General features: G+C 64.3%; 20 protein-coding genes and 3 pseudogenes. 16 read left to right on the top strand and 7 right to left on the bottom strand.

The window, feature by feature from the left end:
* The first annotated feature begins 43 nt into the window (after positions 1 to 43).
* Both IWX85_RS02110 and IWX85_RS02105 read left to right on the top strand, forming a co-directional pair.
* Positions 44 to 925, top strand: coding sequence for a branched-chain amino acid ABC transporter permease (locus IWX85_RS02110; protein ID WP_036803662.1), 882 nt, complete (start codon positions 44 to 46; stop codon positions 923 to 925).
* A gap of 256 nt (positions 926 to 1181) precedes the next feature.
* Complete coding sequence (locus IWX85_RS02105; RefSeq protein ID WP_036808803.1) at positions 1182 to 2150, top strand: branched-chain amino acid ABC transporter permease; 969 nt, start codon at positions 1182 to 1184, stop codon at positions 2148 to 2150.
* 139 nt (positions 2151 to 2289) lie between these two features.
* Here IWX85_RS02105 and IWX85_RS02100 read toward each other — a convergent pair whose 3' ends face one another.
* From IWX85_RS02100 to dbpA, 4 genes and pseudogenes are all read right to left on the bottom strand, one after another.
* Positions 2290 to 2892 (bottom strand): anti-sigma factor domain-containing protein, encoded by a 603-nt coding sequence (locus tag IWX85_RS02100; RefSeq protein ID WP_196868596.1) that lies wholly within the window; start codon positions 2890 to 2892, stop codon positions 2290 to 2292.
* Positions 2893 to 2960: 68 nt separating this feature from the next.
* Positions 2961 to 3413 (bottom strand): annotated as a pseudogene (locus IWX85_RS02095) (DUF3455 domain-containing protein).
* A 227-nt stretch (positions 3414 to 3640) separates the two neighbouring features.
* A complete protein-coding gene (locus IWX85_RS02090) occupies positions 3641 to 4369 on the bottom strand; it encodes an SDR family NAD(P)-dependent oxidoreductase (protein ID WP_196868595.1) in 729 nt (242 codons plus the stop codon).
* 81 nt (positions 4370 to 4450) lie between these two features.
* A complete protein-coding gene (gene dbpA, locus IWX85_RS02085) occupies positions 4451 to 5872 on the bottom strand; it encodes an ATP-dependent RNA helicase DbpA (RefSeq protein WP_036808800.1) in 1422 nt (473 codons plus the stop codon).
* A gap of 182 nt (positions 5873 to 6054) precedes the next feature.
* Between dbpA and IWX85_RS02080 the strand changes: the two genes are divergently transcribed.
* From IWX85_RS02080 to IWX85_RS20270, 7 genes and pseudogenes are all read left to right on the top strand, one after another.
* Positions 6055 to 6876, top strand: a complete 822-nt coding sequence (locus tag IWX85_RS02080) for a phosphatase PAP2 family protein (RefSeq protein ID WP_036808798.1) — start codon at positions 6055 to 6057, stop codon at positions 6874 to 6876.
* A gap of 81 nt (positions 6877 to 6957) precedes the next feature.
* Positions 6958 to 8325 (top strand): glutathione-disulfide reductase, encoded by a 1368-nt coding sequence (gene gorA / locus IWX85_RS02075; RefSeq protein ID WP_196868594.1) that lies wholly within the window; start codon positions 6958 to 6960, stop codon positions 8323 to 8325.
* 71 nt (positions 8326 to 8396) lie between these two features.
* Positions 8397 to 9896, top strand: coding sequence for an AMP nucleosidase (locus tag IWX85_RS02070; RefSeq protein WP_196868593.1), 1500 nt, complete (start codon positions 8397 to 8399; stop codon positions 9894 to 9896).
* Positions 9897 to 10238: 342 nt separating this feature from the next.
* On the top strand, positions 10239 to 10379 hold the full coding sequence (locus tag IWX85_RS02065; RefSeq protein WP_196868592.1) for a hypothetical protein: 141 nt from the start codon (positions 10239 to 10241) through the stop codon (positions 10377 to 10379).
* Between the two features lie 133 nt (positions 10380 to 10512).
* A complete protein-coding gene (locus IWX85_RS02060; RefSeq protein ID WP_196868591.1) occupies positions 10513 to 10995 on the top strand; it encodes a hypothetical protein in 483 nt (160 codons plus the stop codon).
* Between the two features lie 384 nt (positions 10996 to 11379).
* Positions 11380 to 11457 (top strand): annotated as a pseudogene (locus IWX85_RS20275) (hypothetical protein); the annotation flags it as partial.
* A gap of 163 nt (positions 11458 to 11620) precedes the next feature.
* Positions 11621 to 11818, top strand: a complete 198-nt coding sequence (locus IWX85_RS20270; RefSeq protein WP_036808788.1) for a sensor histidine kinase KdpD — start codon at positions 11621 to 11623, stop codon at positions 11816 to 11818.
* Between the two features lie 44 nt (positions 11819 to 11862).
* On the opposite strand, the gene ddpX is transcribed toward IWX85_RS20270, so the two are convergent.
* The 3 genes from ddpX to IWX85_RS02040 form a co-directional block, all read right to left on the bottom strand.
* The gene (gene ddpX, locus IWX85_RS02050) at positions 11863 to 12447 is read right to left on the bottom strand and encodes a D-alanyl-D-alanine dipeptidase (RefSeq protein WP_036808785.1); all 585 of its coding nucleotides are present in this window, start codon (positions 12445 to 12447) and stop codon (positions 11863 to 11865) included.
* Between the two features lie 24 nt (positions 12448 to 12471).
* Positions 12472 to 13185, bottom strand: coding sequence for a YebC/PmpR family DNA-binding transcriptional regulator (locus tag IWX85_RS02045; protein WP_036808783.1), 714 nt, complete (start codon positions 13183 to 13185; stop codon positions 12472 to 12474).
* 536 nt (positions 13186 to 13721) lie between these two features.
* Positions 13722 to 14054, bottom strand: coding sequence for a hypothetical protein (locus tag IWX85_RS02040; protein ID WP_196868590.1), 333 nt, complete (start codon positions 14052 to 14054; stop codon positions 13722 to 13724).
* A gap of 189 nt (positions 14055 to 14243) precedes the next feature.
* On the opposite strand from IWX85_RS02040, the gene IWX85_RS02035 reads away from it, so the two are divergent.
* The 7 genes and pseudogenes from IWX85_RS02035 to IWX85_RS02010 all read left to right on the top strand — a co-directional run bounded on the left by IWX85_RS02035 (position 14244) and on the right by IWX85_RS02010 (position 18512).
* Positions 14244 to 14420 carry a hypothetical protein gene (locus IWX85_RS02035; RefSeq protein ID WP_231379471.1) on the top strand — a complete coding sequence of 59 codons (177 nt, stop codon included), beginning with the start codon at positions 14244 to 14246 and terminating at the stop codon, positions 14418 to 14420.
* 94 nt (positions 14421 to 14514) lie between these two features.
* A complete protein-coding gene (locus IWX85_RS02030) occupies positions 14515 to 14748 on the top strand; it encodes a DUF2789 domain-containing protein (protein WP_196868588.1) in 234 nt (77 codons plus the stop codon).
* Between the two features lie 269 nt (positions 14749 to 15017).
* A complete protein-coding gene (locus IWX85_RS20700; protein WP_255529364.1) occupies positions 15018 to 15146 on the top strand; it encodes a hypothetical protein in 129 nt (42 codons plus the stop codon).
* 88 nt (positions 15147 to 15234) lie between these two features.
* A pseudogene (locus IWX85_RS02025) lies at positions 15235 to 15624 on the top strand (SDR family oxidoreductase); the annotation flags it as partial.
* A gap of 28 nt (positions 15625 to 15652) precedes the next feature.
* The gene (locus IWX85_RS02020; protein ID WP_196868587.1) at positions 15653 to 17086 is read left to right on the top strand and encodes a bifunctional enoyl-CoA hydratase/phosphate acetyltransferase; all 1434 of its coding nucleotides are present in this window, start codon (positions 15653 to 15655) and stop codon (positions 17084 to 17086) included.
* Entirely contained in the window at positions 17083 to 18315 is a 1233-nt protein-coding gene (locus IWX85_RS02015; protein WP_196868586.1) for an acetate/propionate family kinase, read from the top strand. Before IWX85_RS02020 ends, IWX85_RS02015 begins: the two co-directional genes overlap by 4 nt.
* A 56-nt stretch (positions 18316 to 18371) precedes the next feature.
* A complete protein-coding gene (locus IWX85_RS02010) occupies positions 18372 to 18512 on the top strand; it encodes a hypothetical protein (protein WP_196868585.1) in 141 nt (46 codons plus the stop codon).
* Positions 18513 to 18926 lie beyond the last annotated feature (414 nt).

Below are 18926 nucleotides of genomic sequence, written 5' to 3'. Positions count from 1 at the left end.
CCGCTTTTTTTTAACCTGGCAAGGCATGAACTGACGGTCACCCATGGAAATTTTCGGTATCCCCCATCAAGCGTTCCTGGGCCAGCTGCTGCTGGGCCTGGTCAACGGCGCGTTCTACGCGATGCTCAGCCTGGGGCTGGCAGTCATCTTCGGCCTGCTCGGCGTGGTCAATTTCGCGCACGGCGCGCTTTACATGCTGGGCGCATTCGCCGCCTGGATCATGCTCGACAAGTTCGGCATCAACTACTGGTTTGCGCTGGTCCTGGCACCTCTGGTGGTGGGCGCCTTCGGCGTGGTGATCGAGCGATTGCTCCTCAAGCACCTGTACAAGCTCGACCCTTTGTACGGCTTGTTGCTGACCTTTGGTCTGGCCTTGATTATCGAAGGCGTTTTCCGCGAACTGTATGGCGCCTCGGGTCAGTCCTATCCGGTGCCCGAACTGCTGTCGGGCGCCACCAACCTGGGCTTCATGATCCTGCCAAACTACCGTGCCTGGGTGGTGCTGGTGTCGCTGGTGGTCTGCCTGGGAACCTGGTTCATCATCGAGCGCACCCGTCTGGGCGCCTACCTGCGCGCCGGCACCGAAAATGCCGCGCTGGTGCAGACCTTCGGCATCAACGTGCCAATGATGGTCATGCTGACCTACGGTGCCGGCGCCGCGCTGGCAGCGTTGGCGGGCGTGCTGGCCGCGCCCATCATCCAGGTTAACCCCTTGATGGGATCGAACCTGATCATCGTCGTGTTCGCCGTGGTCGTGATTGGCGGCATGGGCTCGATCCTGGGCTCGGTCATCACCGGCCTGGCGCTTGGCCTGGTCGAGGGCATGACGCGCGTTTTTTATCCTGAGGCCTCAAGTATCGTGGTGTTCGTCGTGATGGTGCTGGTGCTGATGGTTCGCCCGGCCGGCCTGTTTGGCAAAGAATGATGGCCCCCACGCTCCCCACTTCGTGTGGTTCGCTGCCCCCCGAGGGGGCCGTCCCGCCTGCGGCCTGGCAATGCCAGTTCCGCGGCCGGTGCTTGAAAAAGAAAAACCCTACTCTTCCCGCTTCGCGTACTGCGCTGCCCCCCGAGGGGGCCGCCCCGCCTGCGGCCCGGAAAAGCCGGTCCTGCGGCCGGAACTTGGGAAGACTTGAATCCCCTGCCTTGAGCTCGTTGCGCACCATGCCTTTCGGAACTATCCAATGAACAATTCGAAAAAAATCACCCGCATCACCTACATCGCCCTGCTGGCGCTGCTGCTGGCCGCGCCGTTTATCGGGCTGTACCCGGTGTTTGTGATGAAGCTGCTGTGCTTTGCGCTGTTTGCGTGCGCGTTCAACCTGCTGCTGGGCTTTACCGGCCTGCTGTCATTCGGCCATGCCGCGTTTTTCGGCTCGGCCGCCTACATCACCGGCTGGTTTGTCAAGTCGCAGAACTGGACGCCCGAACTGGCAATCCTGGCCGGCACGGTGGGCGCCGGACTGATCGGGCTGGTGGTCGGCGCGGTGGCGATCCGCCGCCAGGGCATCTACTTTGCCATGATCACGCTGGCGCTTGCCCAGATGGTGTATTTCGTCTGCCTGCAGGCACCTTTTACTGGTGGCGAAGACGGCCTGCAGGGGGTGCCGCGCGGCGACCTGTTCGGCATGCTGTCGCTGCAGTCCGACAACGCAATGTACTACTTCGTGGTGGCTGTTTTCGTGTTGTGCTTCCTGTTTATCACGCGCATCGTCGACTCGCCGTTTGGCCAGGTGCTCAAGATGATCCGTGAAAACGAGCCACGCGCCATCTCGCTGGGCTACCAGGTAGACCGCTACAAGCTGCTGGCCTTCGTGCTGTCGTCGGCACTGGCCGGGCTGGCCGGTTCGCTCAAGACGCTGGTCATGGGTTTTGCCACGCTGTCCGACGTGCACTGGTCCATGTCCGGCGAAGTGATCCTGATGTCGCTGCTTGGCGGCGTGGGCACCTTCTTTGGCCCGGTCATGGGCGCGGGCATTGTGATTTCGCTGCAGAACCTGCTGGCTGACAAGGTCGGCTCCTGGGTCACGGTCATCATTGGCGTGATCTTCGTGCTGTGCGTGCTGGCCTTCCGCAAGGGCGTGGTCGGCGAGTTGCAGGCGTTCCGTGAGCGCCGCAAGGCGGCCGTGCAGCTGGCGTCCAAGCAGGCCTGACGCCGCCGGTCCCGGACAAAGTGCGCGCAAGGCAACTTGCTACGCACTTTTTTCATGGCGCTGTACTTTTTATAGCGTTGTATGCACAGCCACTCTGCGCAAGCGTCACTTTCCCCTTGAAATCCGGCAAGGCCCGCGTTCACGTCACCTTGACCGCCCGGCCGATGAACTGGATCGGCCCGGTGGGACGGTTGGTCGGTGAGCCATTGGCGGGCTCCAGCGTCAGCTCGAACAATCGGTTGGGCTGCAATGGCGGCAGCGTGTCCAGCGGGATGCGCACCGTCTGGCCGGGCTTGACCAGGCCCAGCGACACCGGGCCGTTCCAGTTGTCGCCCTTGGTCCAGAACTGCAGCGATTTTTCAGCCGGCACGTCGGCCTGTCCCAGCGGAATCAGACTCAGCGTTTTCGGGCTGCTGGCCTGTACGACCCAGCCCGGCGACTTGTCCTGCGGCGCCACCAGCACCACCAGGTACTGCGGCGCGGCAGGCGGCAACACCCCCAGGCGCGTGACGAGCGCCGTGGCCAGCACCGCAGCAGCGGCAAAACCGGTGCCGGCGAGCCCGCGCCAGAGCTTCACGCTGTGCCCCCAGCCGGAGGCCTGCAAACGTCGGGGCAGACGGGCAACGGTGACGAGCGGTGCGGCAATTGCGTCAAGGCTGGTGAAGGGGCGGTGTCGGGCGCAATCGTCACAGGCAGGCTCGGTCGGCGTTGACTGGGAATGAAACGGCTGCGGCCGCTTCATGCGCCGTTCGCCAGGGAAATTTCCGTTCGATGTTAGCCGACACGCAAAACTGCGTCCTGTCGCAACAATCAGGCCGCTTTCCAGAAAATATAGTCAGTCTGGTACTTCACGATTTCCCGGGCGCCCTTGCTGGCAGGACTGCCGACGCTGGCCGGCGCAACCGCGACTTGCGTGGCGACCACTTTCGAGCTGTCCATCGCTTCCCAGCTGGCCGGCGGGCCGTAGTATTTGCCGACCAGCTTGCCGCTGCGGTCGTTGATCATGGCGTTCGGGCCGACAAACAGCTATTCGTTCATGCCGGGGGCATTGGCCTTGTCGCGGCATTCGTAGGTGATCTTGCCCACGCCGACGGTTTCCATCGCCACCTTGTGGCCGGCCGGCACCTTGACCGCGTCCGGCAGGCTGTCCTGCATGAACCTGGCTGAGGCCATGGGCATCATCGGCGCCATGGAGCCGCAGGCGGCCAGCAGCACGGCGGCGCAAACAACGGCAAGGGCCAGGGGAAAGCGTTGGGTGGACATGGTGGTTCTCCAAAAATGTTGCGCAGATGAAGCAGCTTTTCTGCGCTGCTACAGGCACTACACGCCAGCGGCCGCTTTGGATGCAGTGGCGTTGATGTTTTTTTGAAAAAGTTGCCGGGCAGGCGGGCTCACCAACCGAAAAAAGGCGGCATCAAACCACTATTAATTCAATAGCAAAAAACACCCACAGCTATTGCGCTAGAGCACTAAAAAGCTTGCAATCCCGGTCAAAAAGGCAACGTCACGCCTTGGTAGTCCAGCAGGCTGCCGGTGTCGGCGGGCGTCAGGCCCTTCAGCACGTTGACCAGGTCGCTGGCGGCTTCTTCGGCCGGCCGCACCTTCAGGCCGGTCTTGGCAAACGGCTGGCTCAGCGCGGTATCGACCGTGCCCGGATGCAGCGCGACGCAGACCGACTGGCGGTTGCGCCGGGTCATTTCAATCGACGCGGTCTTGACCAGCTGGTTCAGTGCAGCCTTCGAAGCGCGGTAGCCGTACCAGCCGCCCAGCGCGTTGTCGCCGATGCTGCCGACCTTGGCCGACAGGAAAGCCGCCACGCAGCGGCCCTGCCTGGGCAGCAACGGCAAAAAATGCTTCATCACCAGCGCCGGGCCAATGGTGTTGACCTGGAACACATGCGTCAGGTAGCCGGCGTCCAGCTGGCTGAAGCTGCGTTCGGGCTGGCCTTGCGGCCCATGCAGAAAGCCGCTGGCGACCACGATCAGGCGCAGTTCGAGCTGCTGCTCGGCGCACTGGACCGCTACCCAGTCGGCGGCGGATTTCAAGCTGGCTTCGTCGCCGTAGTCGATGGCCGGCAGACTGTTTCGGCCAAGCGCCAGCACGGTTTGAAACCGTTCAGGCGCCCCCGCCGCACCCGAGAGCTGCGCCACCAGCGCCGCGCCCAGCCCGCCGCCGGAACCGATCACCAGCGCAACGCCAGCAGGTTGTCCAAAGTTCATATTGCTACTTTATTAATAGCTGCATGTGTATGCATGAATTACGCAAATGGCTGATTTGACCATCAAACCAGCCGGTGAGCCTCAAGCTTCGTCGTCCATCAGCCGCACCCGCACGCTCTTGCCCTTGACCTTGCCCATCGCCAGCTTGTGCAGCGCATCACCGGCAACCTTGCGGTCCACCGCCACATAGGTCGAGAACTCGTTGACGTTGATCTTGCCGATCTGTTCGCGGGTAAATGTCATCAAGCCATCGGCCTCACCGGTCAGCGCGCCGAGCACGTCGCCGGCGCGGAGCTTTTCCTTGCGGCCGCCAACGATCTGCAGCGTCGCCATCGGCGGGCGCAGTGCTTCCTTGGCGGTGGGTGTCAGCGCTTCAATCTTGTGCCAGTCGGACTCGGTTTTTTGCAGCAGCTCGATCTTGCCGACCGAGCCCATTTCGTCCATCGTCGCCAGGCTGATGGCCCAGCCTTCCTCGTCGGCGCGGCCGGTCCGGCCGATGCGGTGGATGTGGATTTCGCTGTCCGGCGTCACATCGACGTTGATGACCATTTCCAACTGCGCAATGTCTAGGCCGCGCGCCGCCACGTCGGTCGCCACCAGCACCGAGCAGCTGCGGTTGGCAAACTGCACCAGCACCTGGTCGCGCTCGCGCTGCTCAAGCTCGCCAAAGAGCGCCAGCGCGATGAACCCCCTGTCTTTCAGCAGTTGCACCAGCGCCCGGCACTGCGACTTGGTGTTGCAAAACGCCAGCGTGCTGACCGGCCGGTAGTGATTGAGCACCAGGGCCACCGCATTGAGGCGCGCTTCGTCATGGTCGGTGTCTTCCACCTGGTACCAGCGCTGGCGGATCTTGCTTTTCTCGTGCTGCGCCTGCACGGTGATGGTTTGCGGGTTCTTCATGAACTGCTGGCTGATCTTGGCGATGCCTTCGGGATAAGTGGCCGAGAACAGCAGCGTCTGGCGCTCTTTCGGGCACTGCTTGGCGACCACGGCAATGTCGTCGAAAAAGCCCATGTCGAGCATGCGGTCGGCTTCATCCAGCACCAGCGTGTTCATGGCCTCAAGGTTCAGGTTGCCGCGCGCCAGGTGGTCCATGATGCGGCCGGGCGTGCCGACGACGATGTGCGCGCCATGCTCCAGGCTGGCAATCTGGTTGCGCAGGGCGACGCCGCCGCACAGCGTGACGACCTTGACGTTTTCCTCGGCGCGCGCCAGGCGGCGGATTTCGGTGGTCACCTGGTCGGCCAGCTCGCGCGTCGGGCACAGCACCATCGCCTGGATGGCAAAGCGGCGGGCATTGAGGTTGGCCAGCAGCGCCAGCGCAAAGGCGGCGGTCTTGCCGCTGCCGGTCTTGGCCTGGGCGATCAGGTCCTTGCCCAGCAGGGCGACCGGCAGGCTGGCGGCCTGGATCGGGGTCATCTGGGTGTAGCCGAGTTGCGTCAGGTTGGCCAGCACGTGGGCCGGCAGCGACAAGGCGCTGAAGTCAGTAGGAGAAGTGGTCATATGCGCCTGATTATCGTGACTTGCGCTGACAGGCGACTGCCGCGGCCTGTCAGGGCAGATACGCCAAACCCAGCTAAGCTTGCGGCAGCGGCGCCTGACCCGTCGCCCGTGCCGCCGTCGCCTGACGGCACTCCCCCATATTTCTCTGCGCTGAACCCTGAATTGAATGACTGAAACGCCTCATGGAACTTGATTCACCCGCCGTGCGCGAGGCCGTCCAGGCACTTGCCCGCCAGGCACTCCCTGCCTTTGGCATCGCGCTGGCGCTGCTGCTCTGTGCCGTCTGGGGCCTGTGGCGGCTGGTACAGCATTACGGCGTGCACCGCGACACCAGCCGCTTTTCGCCGCTGGCTTATCTGGTCGCCTACCTGGCGCTGGGCTTCGGGCTGATCATCGGCGCTGCCGCCCTGTTTGCCGAAATTGCCGAAAACCTGGGCGACGGCCGCAAGCTGGGCCAGCTCGACCTGCTGTTCTCGGACACCCTCCGGTCCACGCTGCCGACCGGCGCGTTCAGGGTGTTTGCCGTGCTCACCCACTTCGGCGACACGCTTACGCTGACCAGCCTGTGCATCGCCGGCACACTGTGGCTGCTGCGCCAGCGCCAGCGCGGCCTGTGCCTGGGCTGGGTGCTGGCCTTCGTCGGCAATGCGCTGCTGAACCGGACACTGAAAGGTATTTTTGAGCGAACCCGCCCGGTGCATGACAACGCCCTGGCCTTTGCCGACGGCTGGAGCTTTCCGAGCGGCCATGCGTCGGGCTCGGTCGTGGCCTACGGCATGCTGGCGTACCTGCTGGTGCGGCTGCTGCCCGCCCGCTTGGCCAGCGCGCACCTGCCGGTGGTGGCGCTGGCGGCGGCGCTGGCCTTCACCATCGGCAGCAGCCGCGTGTTTATCCAGGTTCACTTTGCCAGCGACGTGCTGGCCGGTTTTGCCTCCGGCTCGGCCTGGCTGGCGGTGTGCATCGTTGCGCTGGAACTCAGGCGCTACCGCCAGCGCCAGCCGTGAGGCCTCAACCTGCGCAACGCCGTGGCCACCAAAAGGTCATCTGAAAACAGCACAATCACGGCCAGACTACAAAAGGAACTCATGGCTGATTTTGACTTTGACCTGTTCGTGATTGGCGGCGGCAGCGGCGGCGTGCGCGCAGCGCGCATGGCGGCGCAGCGCGGCGCCCGCGTGGCGCTGGCCGAAGTGGCCGAGATGGGGGGCACCTGCGTCAACCTGGGCTGCATCCCGAAAAAACTTTACAGTTACGCCGCCCATTTCGCCGAAAGCTTCGAGGAGTCGCACGGCTTCGGCTGGGTGGGCGAAGCACCTAGGCTGAACTGGGACACCCTCAAGTCCAACCGCGCCCGCGAGATTACGCGCCTCAACGGCATTTATGTGCAGCTGCTCAAAAGCTCTGGCGTGCAGACCCTCAACGGCTGGGCCACGCTGGTCGATGCGCACACGGTGGACGTCGGCGGCCAGCGCCACAGCGCCGAAAACATCCTGGTCGCCACTGGCGGCAAGCCCAGCATTCCTGAATTTCCAGGCAGCGAGCATGTCATCAGCTCCAACGAGATGTTCGACCTGTCGCCCTTCCCGCAGCGCCTCTTGGTGGTCGGCGGCGGCTACATCGCCTGCGAGTTTGCCTCGATCTTCAACGGACTCGGTGCCGAGGTCACGCAGCTCTACCGGGGCCACCAGGTGCTGCGCGGCTTTGACGAGGAAGTGCGCGGCTTTATTGCCAGCGAAATGGTCAAGAGCGGCGTGACGCTGCACCTCAACACCGACGTGGCCACTATTGAGCGCAGCGCAGACGGCTTGCAGGTGCAGCTGCTCGACGGCAGCCACATCACCGTTGATTCGGTGCTGTATGCCACTGGCCGTGTGCCGCTGGTCAAGGATCTGGGGCTGGAAGCGGCGGGCGTGCGACAGGCCAAATCCGGCGCGATCGAGGTGAACGACCAGTATCAGACCTCGGTACCGTCAATTTACGCCGTCGGGGACGTGACGGCGCGCGTGCAGCTCACGCCGGTCGCGCTGGCCGAGGCGATGGTCGTGGTCGATGCGCTGTTCGGCCCGCCCGAGGGCAAGACGCCGCGCGGCATGAGCTACGACTTCATCCCGACCGCCGTGTTCACGCATCCGAACATTGGCACGGTCGGCTACACAGAACTCGAAGCGAGCGAGAAATTCGGCAAGATCAGCGTTTACAAGAGCGACTTCAAGGCGCTCAAGCACACGCTGAGCGGCAGCACCGAGCGCACGCTGATGAAGCTGATCGTCGAGGACGCCACCGACCGCGTGGTTGGCCTGCACATGGTGGGCGCCGACGCCGGCGAGATTGTCCAGGGCTTTGCCGTGGCCATGAAGGCCGGCGCGACCAAGGCGGTGTTTGACAGCACCATCGGCATCCACCCGACGATGGCCGAAGAGTTCGTGACGATGCGCGAGGCGCTCAAGCGCTGATGAATGCCAGACGGCGGCAAGCATCCTGCCTTGCCGCCCCTGAATGCCCAAACCGCAAAGTGATTGAGCCCATGCCCTACCTGCCCCCCTTCATCGCCCCCATCCGTTACCGCGACCCGGCCGCCGCGCTGGCGCAGGTGCACGCCATCTATGACCAGCAAATCGCCCACCTGCGCAGCGCCATGCAACGTTACCTGGCCGGCGACACGCTGCCCAGCCATGTGCGCGCCTGCTATCCGTTTGTCCGCATCCACACCGAGACGGTGGCCCGGGCCATCCTGGAAACGCCCGACATCGTGCAGCTCAGCTACGGCTTTGTCGCCGGACCCGGCCACTTTGAAACCACCCTGACCCGGCCCGACCTGTACAGCGACTACTACCTGGCGCAATTCCGCCTGCTGATGCAAAACCACGAGGTCGAGCTGGAAGTGGGCACCAGCAGCCAGCCGATCCCGATTCATTTTTCATTTGCCGAGAACGACCACATCGAGGGCACGATGAGCCCGGCCCGGCGCATGCTGATGCGCGATGTGTTCGACCTGCCCGACCTGGCGTCAATGGACGACGGCATTGCCAACGGCACCTACGAGCCCAGCGCCGGCCAGCCGCAGCCGCTGTCGCTGTTCACTGCAGCGCGCGTCGACTATTCGCTGCAGCGCCTGCGCCACTACACCGGCACGTCGCCGCAGTGGTTCCAGAATTTCGTGCTGTTCACCAACTACCAGTTCTATATTGACGAATTCGTCCGACTGGGGCATGCCGAAATGGCCGACCCGGCCAGCGAATACATCGCCTTTATCGAACCGGGCAATGTGGTGACGCGGCGCACCGGCCTGGGCGCGCAGGAAGGCGACGAACTGGGCATTGCGCCACCACGCCTGCCGCAAATGCCGGCCTACCACCTGGTGCGGGCAGACCGCACCGGCACCACGATGGTCAACATCGGCGTCGGTCCGGCCAATGCCAAGAACATCACCGACCATGTCGCCGTGCTGCGCCCGCACGCCTGGATCATGCTGGGCCACTGCGCCGGCCTGCGCACCAGCCAGCAACTCGGCGACTATGTGCTGGCCCACGGCTATGTGCGCGAAGACCATGTGCTCGACGAAGAACTGCCGCTGTGGGTGCCGATTCCGGCGCTGGCCGAAATCCAGAAGGCGCTGCAGCAGGCGGTGGAAGACGTGACGAATGCAGAAGGTGCTGACCTCAAGCGCATCATGCGCACCGGCACCGTCGCCTCGACCGACAACCGCAACTGGGAGCTGCTGCCCGGCAACCAGGTGCAGCGCCGCTTCAGCCAGAGCCGGGCGATTGCGCTGGACATGGAAAGCGCGACGATTGCCGCCAACGGTTTTCGGTTCCGTGTGCCCTACGGCACGCTGCTGTGCGTGAGCGACAAGCCGCTGCACGGCGAGATCAAGCTGCCGGGCATGGCGAACCAGTTCTACCGCGACCGGGTAGACCAGCATTTGCGCATTGGCATGCGGGCGGTGGAGTTGCTGCGGGCCGAGGGCATCAGCCAGTTGCACAGCCGCAAGTTGAGGAGCTTTTCGGAGGTGGCGTTTCAGTAGTTTTGCCATGGTTTGAATAGCTGCTTGCGCTTTTAGGTATTGCGCGGAATCGCTTTTTCTCTTGATTTTTTTGCAAATTCCTGGCCTGGTTCTGTTGGTTGATGAGCGCAGGGGCGTTGCGGAGCTTTCCTGGCCGTGGGCTGCCCGGCCAGCCAAACCAGTCAGCCCCCCCACAAACAGAAGATCAGGCAAAAACTTCCCGCGCCATCCAGCGCCGTTCTGCCGCAAACGCCAGCGCCAGCCTGAGCGCCGAGCATGTGCGGATGTAAAAGCGCTGGGCGACGGCTGGACGCGCGCTGGAGTCGCCCCGGCCTCCTTCCTGAGCCGCACCCGAGGCGTCTGATGCAGTTACCCTATTTGTTCAATCCTGCGGTCAATGTCGTGTCGTTTGTATTTTCGGCTGGCACCGGCTTGCTGTTCGGCTATTTTCCGGCCTGCCCTGCCGCCAGCCAGGACGCGATGGAGGCGCTGCGTCGGCAGTGAGGACCGCCGGCGATACGCGTTGCATTTGAAGCTGTGCGCTGCCCAGGCTTACCGCCCGAGTCCTACACGACTCGGGGTACAAGTTGCCGAAAATAGTTGCATGTTGAGTAACTTTGATACAGACCCGTCATTCTTGAAACTTTCAACACTTTCAGGGTTGAACCACGGCCTGGCAGTGCTGAAGAGCCAGCTCGATGCCGGCGGCATCATGGCTGCGCTGAAGTACCTGAACAGCCGCATAGAACATCGTTTCACGGCAATCTACAAATTCCAGGGACCGACGCAGCGTGCCGTGTTTCTCTACGACAAGCTGGGGCACTCCGGAAACCGTTTCAACGCCATTGCGACGTCCGAAAGCCTGGGCCGATTCATCACGGCGCGCGAACCCTTTGGCGTGACCGATTCGGCGACCGACACATTCATGAAAAAACACGGCCACCGCAGTCTGGTGACGTCCTTTTATGGCCTGTCGCTGTCGCAGGCCAACACCCTGCCGACGGGCAGCCTTTGCCACTTCGACCTGAAACCCCAGACGCTGCCGTCACCCGTGGAACGAGATTTCATGAACCGCGCCAGGAGCCTGCTGTTCATCCGGCTCAACGGGTTTGGCATTTGACGCCATCGCCTCACACATCAAAAACCATAGCAATTTACGCTCACCAGTACTGCGCAAAAGCCTGATTTACCCCCGAATCCGGTCCGCCAGCCGGCCAGCGACGCCTTGCTGTCGGCAGGGACAGCCCAGGCCCATCGTCCGTCTCACGGGACCCGTCGGCATGCACGCAGAACCAGCGGCAGCTGACGTCCTTCCTCGACCAGCCCGTTATTCGGCCCCCTTCGCCGACCGGCGGGCTCCGCAGGCGAACCTCGGCACTCTGGGTTTGCGCATGGTGACGGTTTCCTTCACCCGCCCCATGAGCTGACCTGCATCGGCATCACGAACTTCCTGGCGCTGCGGGGGCACGAACTGTTCAATCCCCTGGCGCCCATCTCCAACACTGTGGCGCTGCTGGAGCGGGAGCGGGAGGGCAGTGAGTCCCAGGCCTGGCGCGCCAAGCGCGAGATCATTGGCCGCCAGCTCAGGCAACTGGACCGGCTGGTCGATGACCTGCTTGACGTGGGCCGCATCGCCAGCGGCAAGATTCAGCTGGAGGCCAAGCCGGTGCACGTCATCAAGCCGGTGCACGAAGCGGTCCAGGCGGTCGAGGCGGTTACGGCCACTGATCGACGGCAAATCGCATGTGCTGGACAGACACACCCCGGACGATCCGTGGGTCCTGGGCGACCATGCGCGCATCGTCCAGAGCCTGTCCAACCTGATCGGCAACGCCGCCAAGTTCACGCCTGTCGCCGGCCGGATCAGCGTTCGCACCGAAGCCAGGCTCGCCAGCACGGAAGTGCGGGTGATTGACAACGGACCGGGCATGCCGCCGCATTGACTGCAGAAGGTGTTTGACCTGTTTTGCACAGGGCGAGCAGTGCATCACGCCGGTTTGGCGCTGCCGGCATGCAGGCAGCGCATGAAGTCATGGCTGTCGATCAGCGCAAACCGGTCCGCGCCCGGCAGCTGGTAGTGCCACCATTCACGCGGATGGTGCACGAAGCCGGCTTCCAGCATCACCGTCAGCAGCCGCATGCGGTTGAGCTGGACGGCCGCCGGATGGCCGGCGTGAAAATGGTGCGATGCCGGGCTCATGGTGTCCACCGGCGTGCCCATGTCGAGCGCCTGGCCGTCGGCGCCGACCAGCGTCAGGTCGATGGCGACGCCGCGCGTGTGGTTCGAACCCTTTCTCGGGTCGGCGATGTAGTCCGGGTTGGGCGCCACGGCCCACAGCGCTTCCTGCGCCGCCTGCGGCCGGAAGGCGTCGAGGATCTTCAGCCGAAGGCCAAATCCCCGGGCCGCCGCGATGGCCTGGCGCAAGCCCGCCTCGGCCTGCGGATGCAGAAAGCACAGCGGATGGTCGTAGATGGCCTGGCCGGTGAAGTTGTGCTCACCGGCGTAGATCAGGTCGATCAGCACCGCATGGTTCTGCTCGGTGATCTGGACCAGAGGGGGCGGCGTGGGCATGCGGGATGAAGTAAAAAGGCCGCTTCAGCCGGCCAGGCCGACATAGACATTCTGCACATCGTCGTTGGCGTCGATGGCGGCCAGGAAGGCCTCGACCTCGTGCAGGTCGCCAGTGCTCAAGGCGGCGGGGCTGACCGGGTTCTTCGGCTTGTAGCCGAGCTTGGCGGCCAGCACGGTGAAGCCCTGCGCGGGCAGCGCGCGGCTGACCAGGTCCAGGTCGGCGGGGTCGGTCAGGAACAGCGTCGTGCCTTCTTCATGGCCCGGTTCGAAGTCCTGCGCGCCGGCCTCGATGGCGGCCAGTTCCGGGTCGGCGTCTGCCGCCAGCGGCTCGGCCTCGATCATGCCCATGTGGTCGAAATCCCAGGCCACCGAGCCGGCGCTGCCCAGCTGACCCTTGCGGAACAGCACACGCATCTCGGAGGCGGTGCGGTTGACGTTGTCGGTCAGGCATTCGACCATGAGCGGCACCTGGTGCGGCGCAAAGCCTTCGTAGATGACGTGTTCGAAATGTACCGTCTCGCCGGTCAGGCCTGCGCCTTTCTTGATGGCCCGGTCCAGCGTTTCCTTGGGCATCGAGAGCTTGCGGGCCTGCTCGACCACCAGCCGCAGGCGCGCGTTCGACGCCGGGTCGGCGCCGTTACGCGCCGCGATCATGATGTCCTTGGACAGTTTTCCAAATACCCGGCCCCTGGCATTTGCGGCCAGGTCCTTGCCTTTTGCTTTCCATTGCGCGCCCATGACTGGTGTTCCTCGATGTTGTCGCGCTCTGCGGCGACGGGGGTGGTTTCAGGGGGGTCCCGGGCATGCGCGCCGCCATCAAAAGGCCTGCCGCGTGACCGAGGGGGGTTCCGTTATACACCCAGGCATGGGTGCTCCCCGGGGCGCTGAACGGGCCAGAGCTGGCGGCCACGAGCCTGTTGTGCGAACCGCCGTACGGTTTTGGGCCCGGATTCGGCATTGATAAAGGCTTTCGCGCAATGCTGACATGCATGGATTGCTATTATTTTGATAGTGAGCAAGCGGCTTTGGCCCGTCCTGGGCCCGCAGCGCCCCGGGTTCAGCCGCCGTGCCACCCAGCCGGCGGTCCGGCAAGGCCACCCGCTTGACGACATTGACCGGTTTGGTCAGGTGGACGTAAAAGCCGGTCTGTCAACGCGCTTCGCGGTCGCGTTTCTGGCCGTAACTGGTGGTGGCGATCAGCGGCGGCGGATTTGCCACTTCGAGCGCGTATTCTGCGGGCGACCTTGATCCTGCCGATGCCCGGCAGCACCAGGTCAGGCGCACCGGCCTTGATTGCTTCGAACCCTGGCCAGCCCGTCATGCGCCATGCTGGGGACATGGCCCAGCGCATCGAGCCGCATCGCCATGGTTTCGGCCGCATCGCGGTTGGGGTCCCCCACCAGCACCCGCGTGCAGGCGAAGGGCTTGACGCCCTTGTCCGCCGCAGGCTGGGGAGCGGGCGCAGGCGTGGCCGGCAGCCGGATCACGAACTCGCTGCCCTCGCCATCGATGCCCTTGCTGAAGGCGCTGACGTCTCCGCCATGCCGCACCACCCGCTGCTGGTCCAGGCTGAGTCCCAGGCCCAGCCCGCCATGCGACCGCGCCATGCAAGGCACGCGTGGCGGCGCTGCTTTCAATAGCTGCCTGCGCTTGCGCACAATACGCAACAGGCTTTTTTTTCGTAAATCTCCAACAGCTGGCCAGGGACCGGCCGCAAAACCTGCTCACCGGGCCGCTCATCTGCGGCATGCGGTTTGCGCGTTGGAGGCCGGATGCTCTGCGTGCGCTTTTGACTGATGGCCTACATGACGGGAATCCTGGCGCGCACCGAGCAGTATTCCTGCCCGATCAGGCACGCGCACGGGGTACTCGGATCGCACGCGCGCTGCAACCATTTCCTCGACTACGGCGAGGCCGAGGCCTGCGAGGCAAAGCTCGAAAAATTCCGGGTGGCTCCGGGCAAGGAGAAATGAGCGGCCTGCCCAGGCCTTCCTTAAAATCCGGCTTCTGCCCGTTTTGGTGATGAATCGGGTGTCGTCAACTTTTCAAACCTCTTCAAGGATCTTCATGGACCAGCCTATTCATCAATTCAGCGATCTCTTTGCACAACTCGGCTTGCCCGCCGACGAGTCGGCCATCCGGCTGTTCATCGCCACGCATTCACCCCTGAGAAGCGACATCGAGCTGGCGGACGCGCCGTTCTGGACGGATTCGCAGGCGGCGTTCCTGAAAGAAGAAAAGCTCGAAGACGCCGACTGGGCAGAGCTGGTGGACCAGCTGAACCTGGCGCTTCGCGGCTGAACCGGGCCGGCACGCGCTTCGTTTCGTCCGGTTTGCGGTTCGCGCCAAGGCGGTCCCGTTTCCGCCCTGTCAGCGCCGCGGCGCCACATGACGGCGCCACCGCCTTCATTCACCCGCAGCATTTGAAGCAACCCCAATGAATACGGAGCAGACGGCATGCGTGCCGGACACGGACACGACCACGGCCATGCGCCGGAAAATTTCAATCCTGGGCCTGGTCCTGCCCGGCCCGGCAGGTCTTGCGGCCGCCGCCGCACGGCTGGCCCGCCGTGGAGCACTGGCTGCAGCAGCACGGCGGCCAGCGCGTCACGCCGCCGCCGATGGGCAACCCGGCGCGCGGCTACCCGGCAGTTGAAGACGCACCCGGCCACTTTGTCCTGGTTTCCTGGTTTCCTTGAAAAGCGCCCCATGATCCCCAACGCAAACACCAGCTCCGACGCAGAAACAACCATCGCGCTGCCGATGCTGGCCGGCAAGAAAGGGCTGGTCGCCAAACTGGCCGAGCCGCTGATGGCCGGCGGCGGCACGCTGGTGACCATGCGCTACTACGGCGCGCAAAAGGTCATCTACTGCTGCGGCATCATGGGGCCGGTCAAGGCCGCGCTCGAAGCGTCGGTGCGCTACCTGGCGGCCGAACTCGGCCCGGCCGGCATCCGCGTGCATGCGGTCTCGCCCGGCCCGATCTAGACGCGGGCGGCCTCGGGCATCGGCGACTTCGAGCAGCTGCTGGACGAAGCCGCCAGCCGCGCGCCCCAGCACCAGCTGGTGACGATTGCCGATGTCGGCGCCGTCACCGCCATGCGGTGCAGCGACGCGGCCCGCGCGCTGACCGGCAACGTCACCTACGTCGATGCCGGCTACCACGTCATGGGCTAAGCTGGCCGCACGAGAACAAAGGAACACCATGGATGCGCTTATCACCCAGCCCGGCCCGCCAGCCGATTTCCTTGAAAACCATCCCTTCGACACGATTCGTGTCGGCGACGGTGCCAGCCTGCAGCGCCAGGTCACGCAGCGCGACATCCAGCTGTTCGCCGCCGTCTCGGGCGACGTGAATCCGGCGCATGTCGATGCGCTGTATGCCCAAACCAGCCACTTCCACGAAATCATTGCCCACGGCATGCTGGGCGGCTCGCTGATCTCGACTGTGCTGGGCACGCAGTTTCCCGGCCCGGGAACGATCTACCTGGGCCAGACGCTCGAGTTTCTCAAGCCGGTGCATATCGGCGACACCTTGAGCGTGGCCGTCACGGTGACCGCGCTGGAGGCGGCCCATCGCCATGTCTGGCTGCACACCACCTGCACCGACCAGGACGGCGACGTGGTGATTGATGGCGAGGCGCAGGTGGTGGCGCCGGCCGAGAAGCTGCGCATTGCGCGCACCGACCTGCCCGAGCCGCTGATGGCCGACAAGAACCTGCGCTATGACCAGTTGCTCAATGCCGCCAGGGCCCTTCCCCGCATCAGCATGGGCGTGGTCCATCCGTGCAGCCGCGAGGCGCTGGAAGGCGCGCTGGACGCCGACCGGCTGGGCCTGATCGAGGCCATCCTGATCGGGCCGGAGTCGCGCATCCGCAGCCTGGCGGCCGAATGCCGGCTGGACCTGACCGGTTACCGCATCATTGATGTGCCGCACAGCCATGCGGCCGCCGCCAGGGCGGTCGAGCTGGCCCGCGCCGGCGAGGTGGAGGCGCTGATGAAAGGCAGCCTGCACAGCGACGAATTGCTGAGTGCTGTGGTCAACGCGCAATTCGGCCTGCGCACCGAACGCCGGGTCAGCCATGTGTTCGTGCTTGACGTGCCGCGCTACCCCAAGCCGCTCTTGATCACCGACGCGGCGATCAACGTCGCGCCCGACTTCGACGCCAAGGTCGACATCGTTCAGAACGCCATTGACCTGGCGCATGCGCTGGGCATTGACCGGCCCAAGGTGGCTGTTCTTTCGGCAGTGGAAACCGTCACGCCCAAGCTGCGCTCGTCGATGGATGCCGCCGCCCTGTCCAAGATGGCCGACCGGGGCCAGATCACCGGCGGGCTGGTCGATGGCCCGCTGGCCTTCGACAACGCCGTGTCGCTGGCCGCAGCCAAGACCAAGGGCATCCAGTCAGAAGTTGCCGGCGACGCCGACATTCTGGTGGTGCCCGACCTGGAATCGGGCAACATGCTGGCCAAGCAGCTCGAATACCTGGGCGGCGCGCAGGCCGCCGGGCTGGTGATGGGCGCGAAAGTGCCCATCGTGCTGACCAGCCGGGCCGACTCGGCGCATTCGCGCATTGCCTCGTGCGCCATGGCCCTGTTGCTGACAGAGCACCGGCGCAAAGCCCTGGCGCCGGCATGACGCAGACACTGCTGGTCATCAACTCGGGCTCGTCGAGTGTCAAGTTTGCCGCCTACGACGTGCTGCCTGATGCGGCCCTGCAGCGCATCGCCAACGGCAGGATCGAGGGTATCGGCAGCGCGCCGCGTCTGCGGGTCTGGGGGCAAAGCGGCGAACCGCTTGAAGACCGGCGCATCAGCGTGTCGGACGACCCGGTGCTGGGGCCGGAAGAGGCGTTTGAAGCGCTGTTCGAGTGGCTGGGCCAACATGCGGCCGGGCGCACGCTGGGGGCTGTCGGCCACCGGGTGGTGCATGGCGGCGAGTTGTTTACGCGGCCGGCGCGGGTCACGCCCGCCATCCTGGCGCAGCTGGCCGGCTTCACCGCGCTGGCGCCGCTGCACCAGCCGCACAACCTGTCGGCCATCCGGGCGATTGCCAGCCTGTACCCGGACCTGCCGCAGGTCGCCTGCTTTGACACAGAATTCCACACCACGCAGCCCTGGGTGGCGCAGGCCTGCGCACTGCCACGCCAGATCACCGAGGCCGGCGTGAAGCGCTACGGCTTTCATGGCCTGTCGTATGAATACATTGCCAGCGTGCTGCCCGACCAATTGGGCGCCGTGGCGAATGGCCGCGTCGTCGTTGCGCACTTGGGCAATGGCGCGAGCCTGTGCGCCATGCGGGGCCGGCGCAGCGTTTCCTCGACCATGGGTTTTACCGCCCTCGACGGCCTGGTGATGGGCACCCGCTGCGGCAGCCTGGACCCCGGCGTGGTGCTGTACCTGATGAGTGGGCTGGGCATGAGCGTTCAGGCAGTGGAAAAGCTGCTGTACGAGCAGTCGGGCCTGCTCGGCGTGTCAGGCATTTCAAGCGATATGCGCACGGTCGAAGCCAGTGCAGCGCCTGAAGCCCGGCAGGCCATCGACTTGTATGTGTACCGCATCGCGCAGCAGCTCGGCAGCCTGGCCGCGTCGCTGGGCGGGCTGGAGGCACTGGTGTTCACCGCCGGCATTGGTGAGAACAGCGCCAGTTTGCGGCGCCGGGTTTGCGAGGATGCCGCCTGGCTGGGCGTGGCACTGGACGAGGAGACCAACCAGGCGGGTGGCTCTGGCGCCCGGTGCATCAGCACGGCGGGCAGCCGGGTGGCAGTGTGGGTCATTCCGACCAATGAGGAGTTGATGATTGCGCGGCATACCCAGGCGGTGCTGCAGGGGCGCGGGGCGCATGACTGGCGCAGTGGCCGAGTCTGATTTCACTATTTATTTCATAGCTGTTTGCGCTTACGGGTATTGCGCAAAAGCACTTTTTGGCTTGGAAACGTCTGGATTTTCAGCTTGATTTTTCGGTGTGGATTCTTGGTCAGGTTTTTTGGTTGATGGGTGCCGGGGCTTTGCTTTGCTTTGCTTTGCTGAGCTTTGCTGGCCGGGGGTTGCCCGGCGGCAAGTAACTTTCTTTTGCTTCGCCAAAAGAAAGTCACCAAAGAAAAGGCGACCCGACTGTCCGGGTCCCTTCGCTTCGCTACGGGCAACCTGCGATAAGCGGCAAAAGCGGGGGTCCGCGCAAACTCGCTTCACTGCGTTGCGCTCAAACAGCGCGCGGCCCTAATCCCGCTTTTGCCGCTTATCACAGGCCCAGCCAGAACGGGACTGGCGGGTTCGGGTTCGGGTTCGGGTTCGGACACGGACACGGACACGGACACGGACACGGACACGGACACGGACACAGATACGGATACGGATACGGATACGGATACGGATACGGAACTTAGCGCATCAAATGTACTGCTTGCGCATGCTAAGCCTGCGTAAGCAGCTATTTAATTAGTAGCGTTTATTGTCTAGAACGCGGTGCTGTGGCTGTT

Source organism: Polaromonas sp. CG_9.11, assembly GCF_015752225.1.
Taxonomy (GTDB): Bacteria; Pseudomonadota; Gammaproteobacteria; order Burkholderiales; family Burkholderiaceae_C; genus Polaromonas.
The sequence above is the reverse complement of the archived record's forward strand: the minus strand, read 5'-3'. Positions and strand labels throughout refer to the sequence as shown.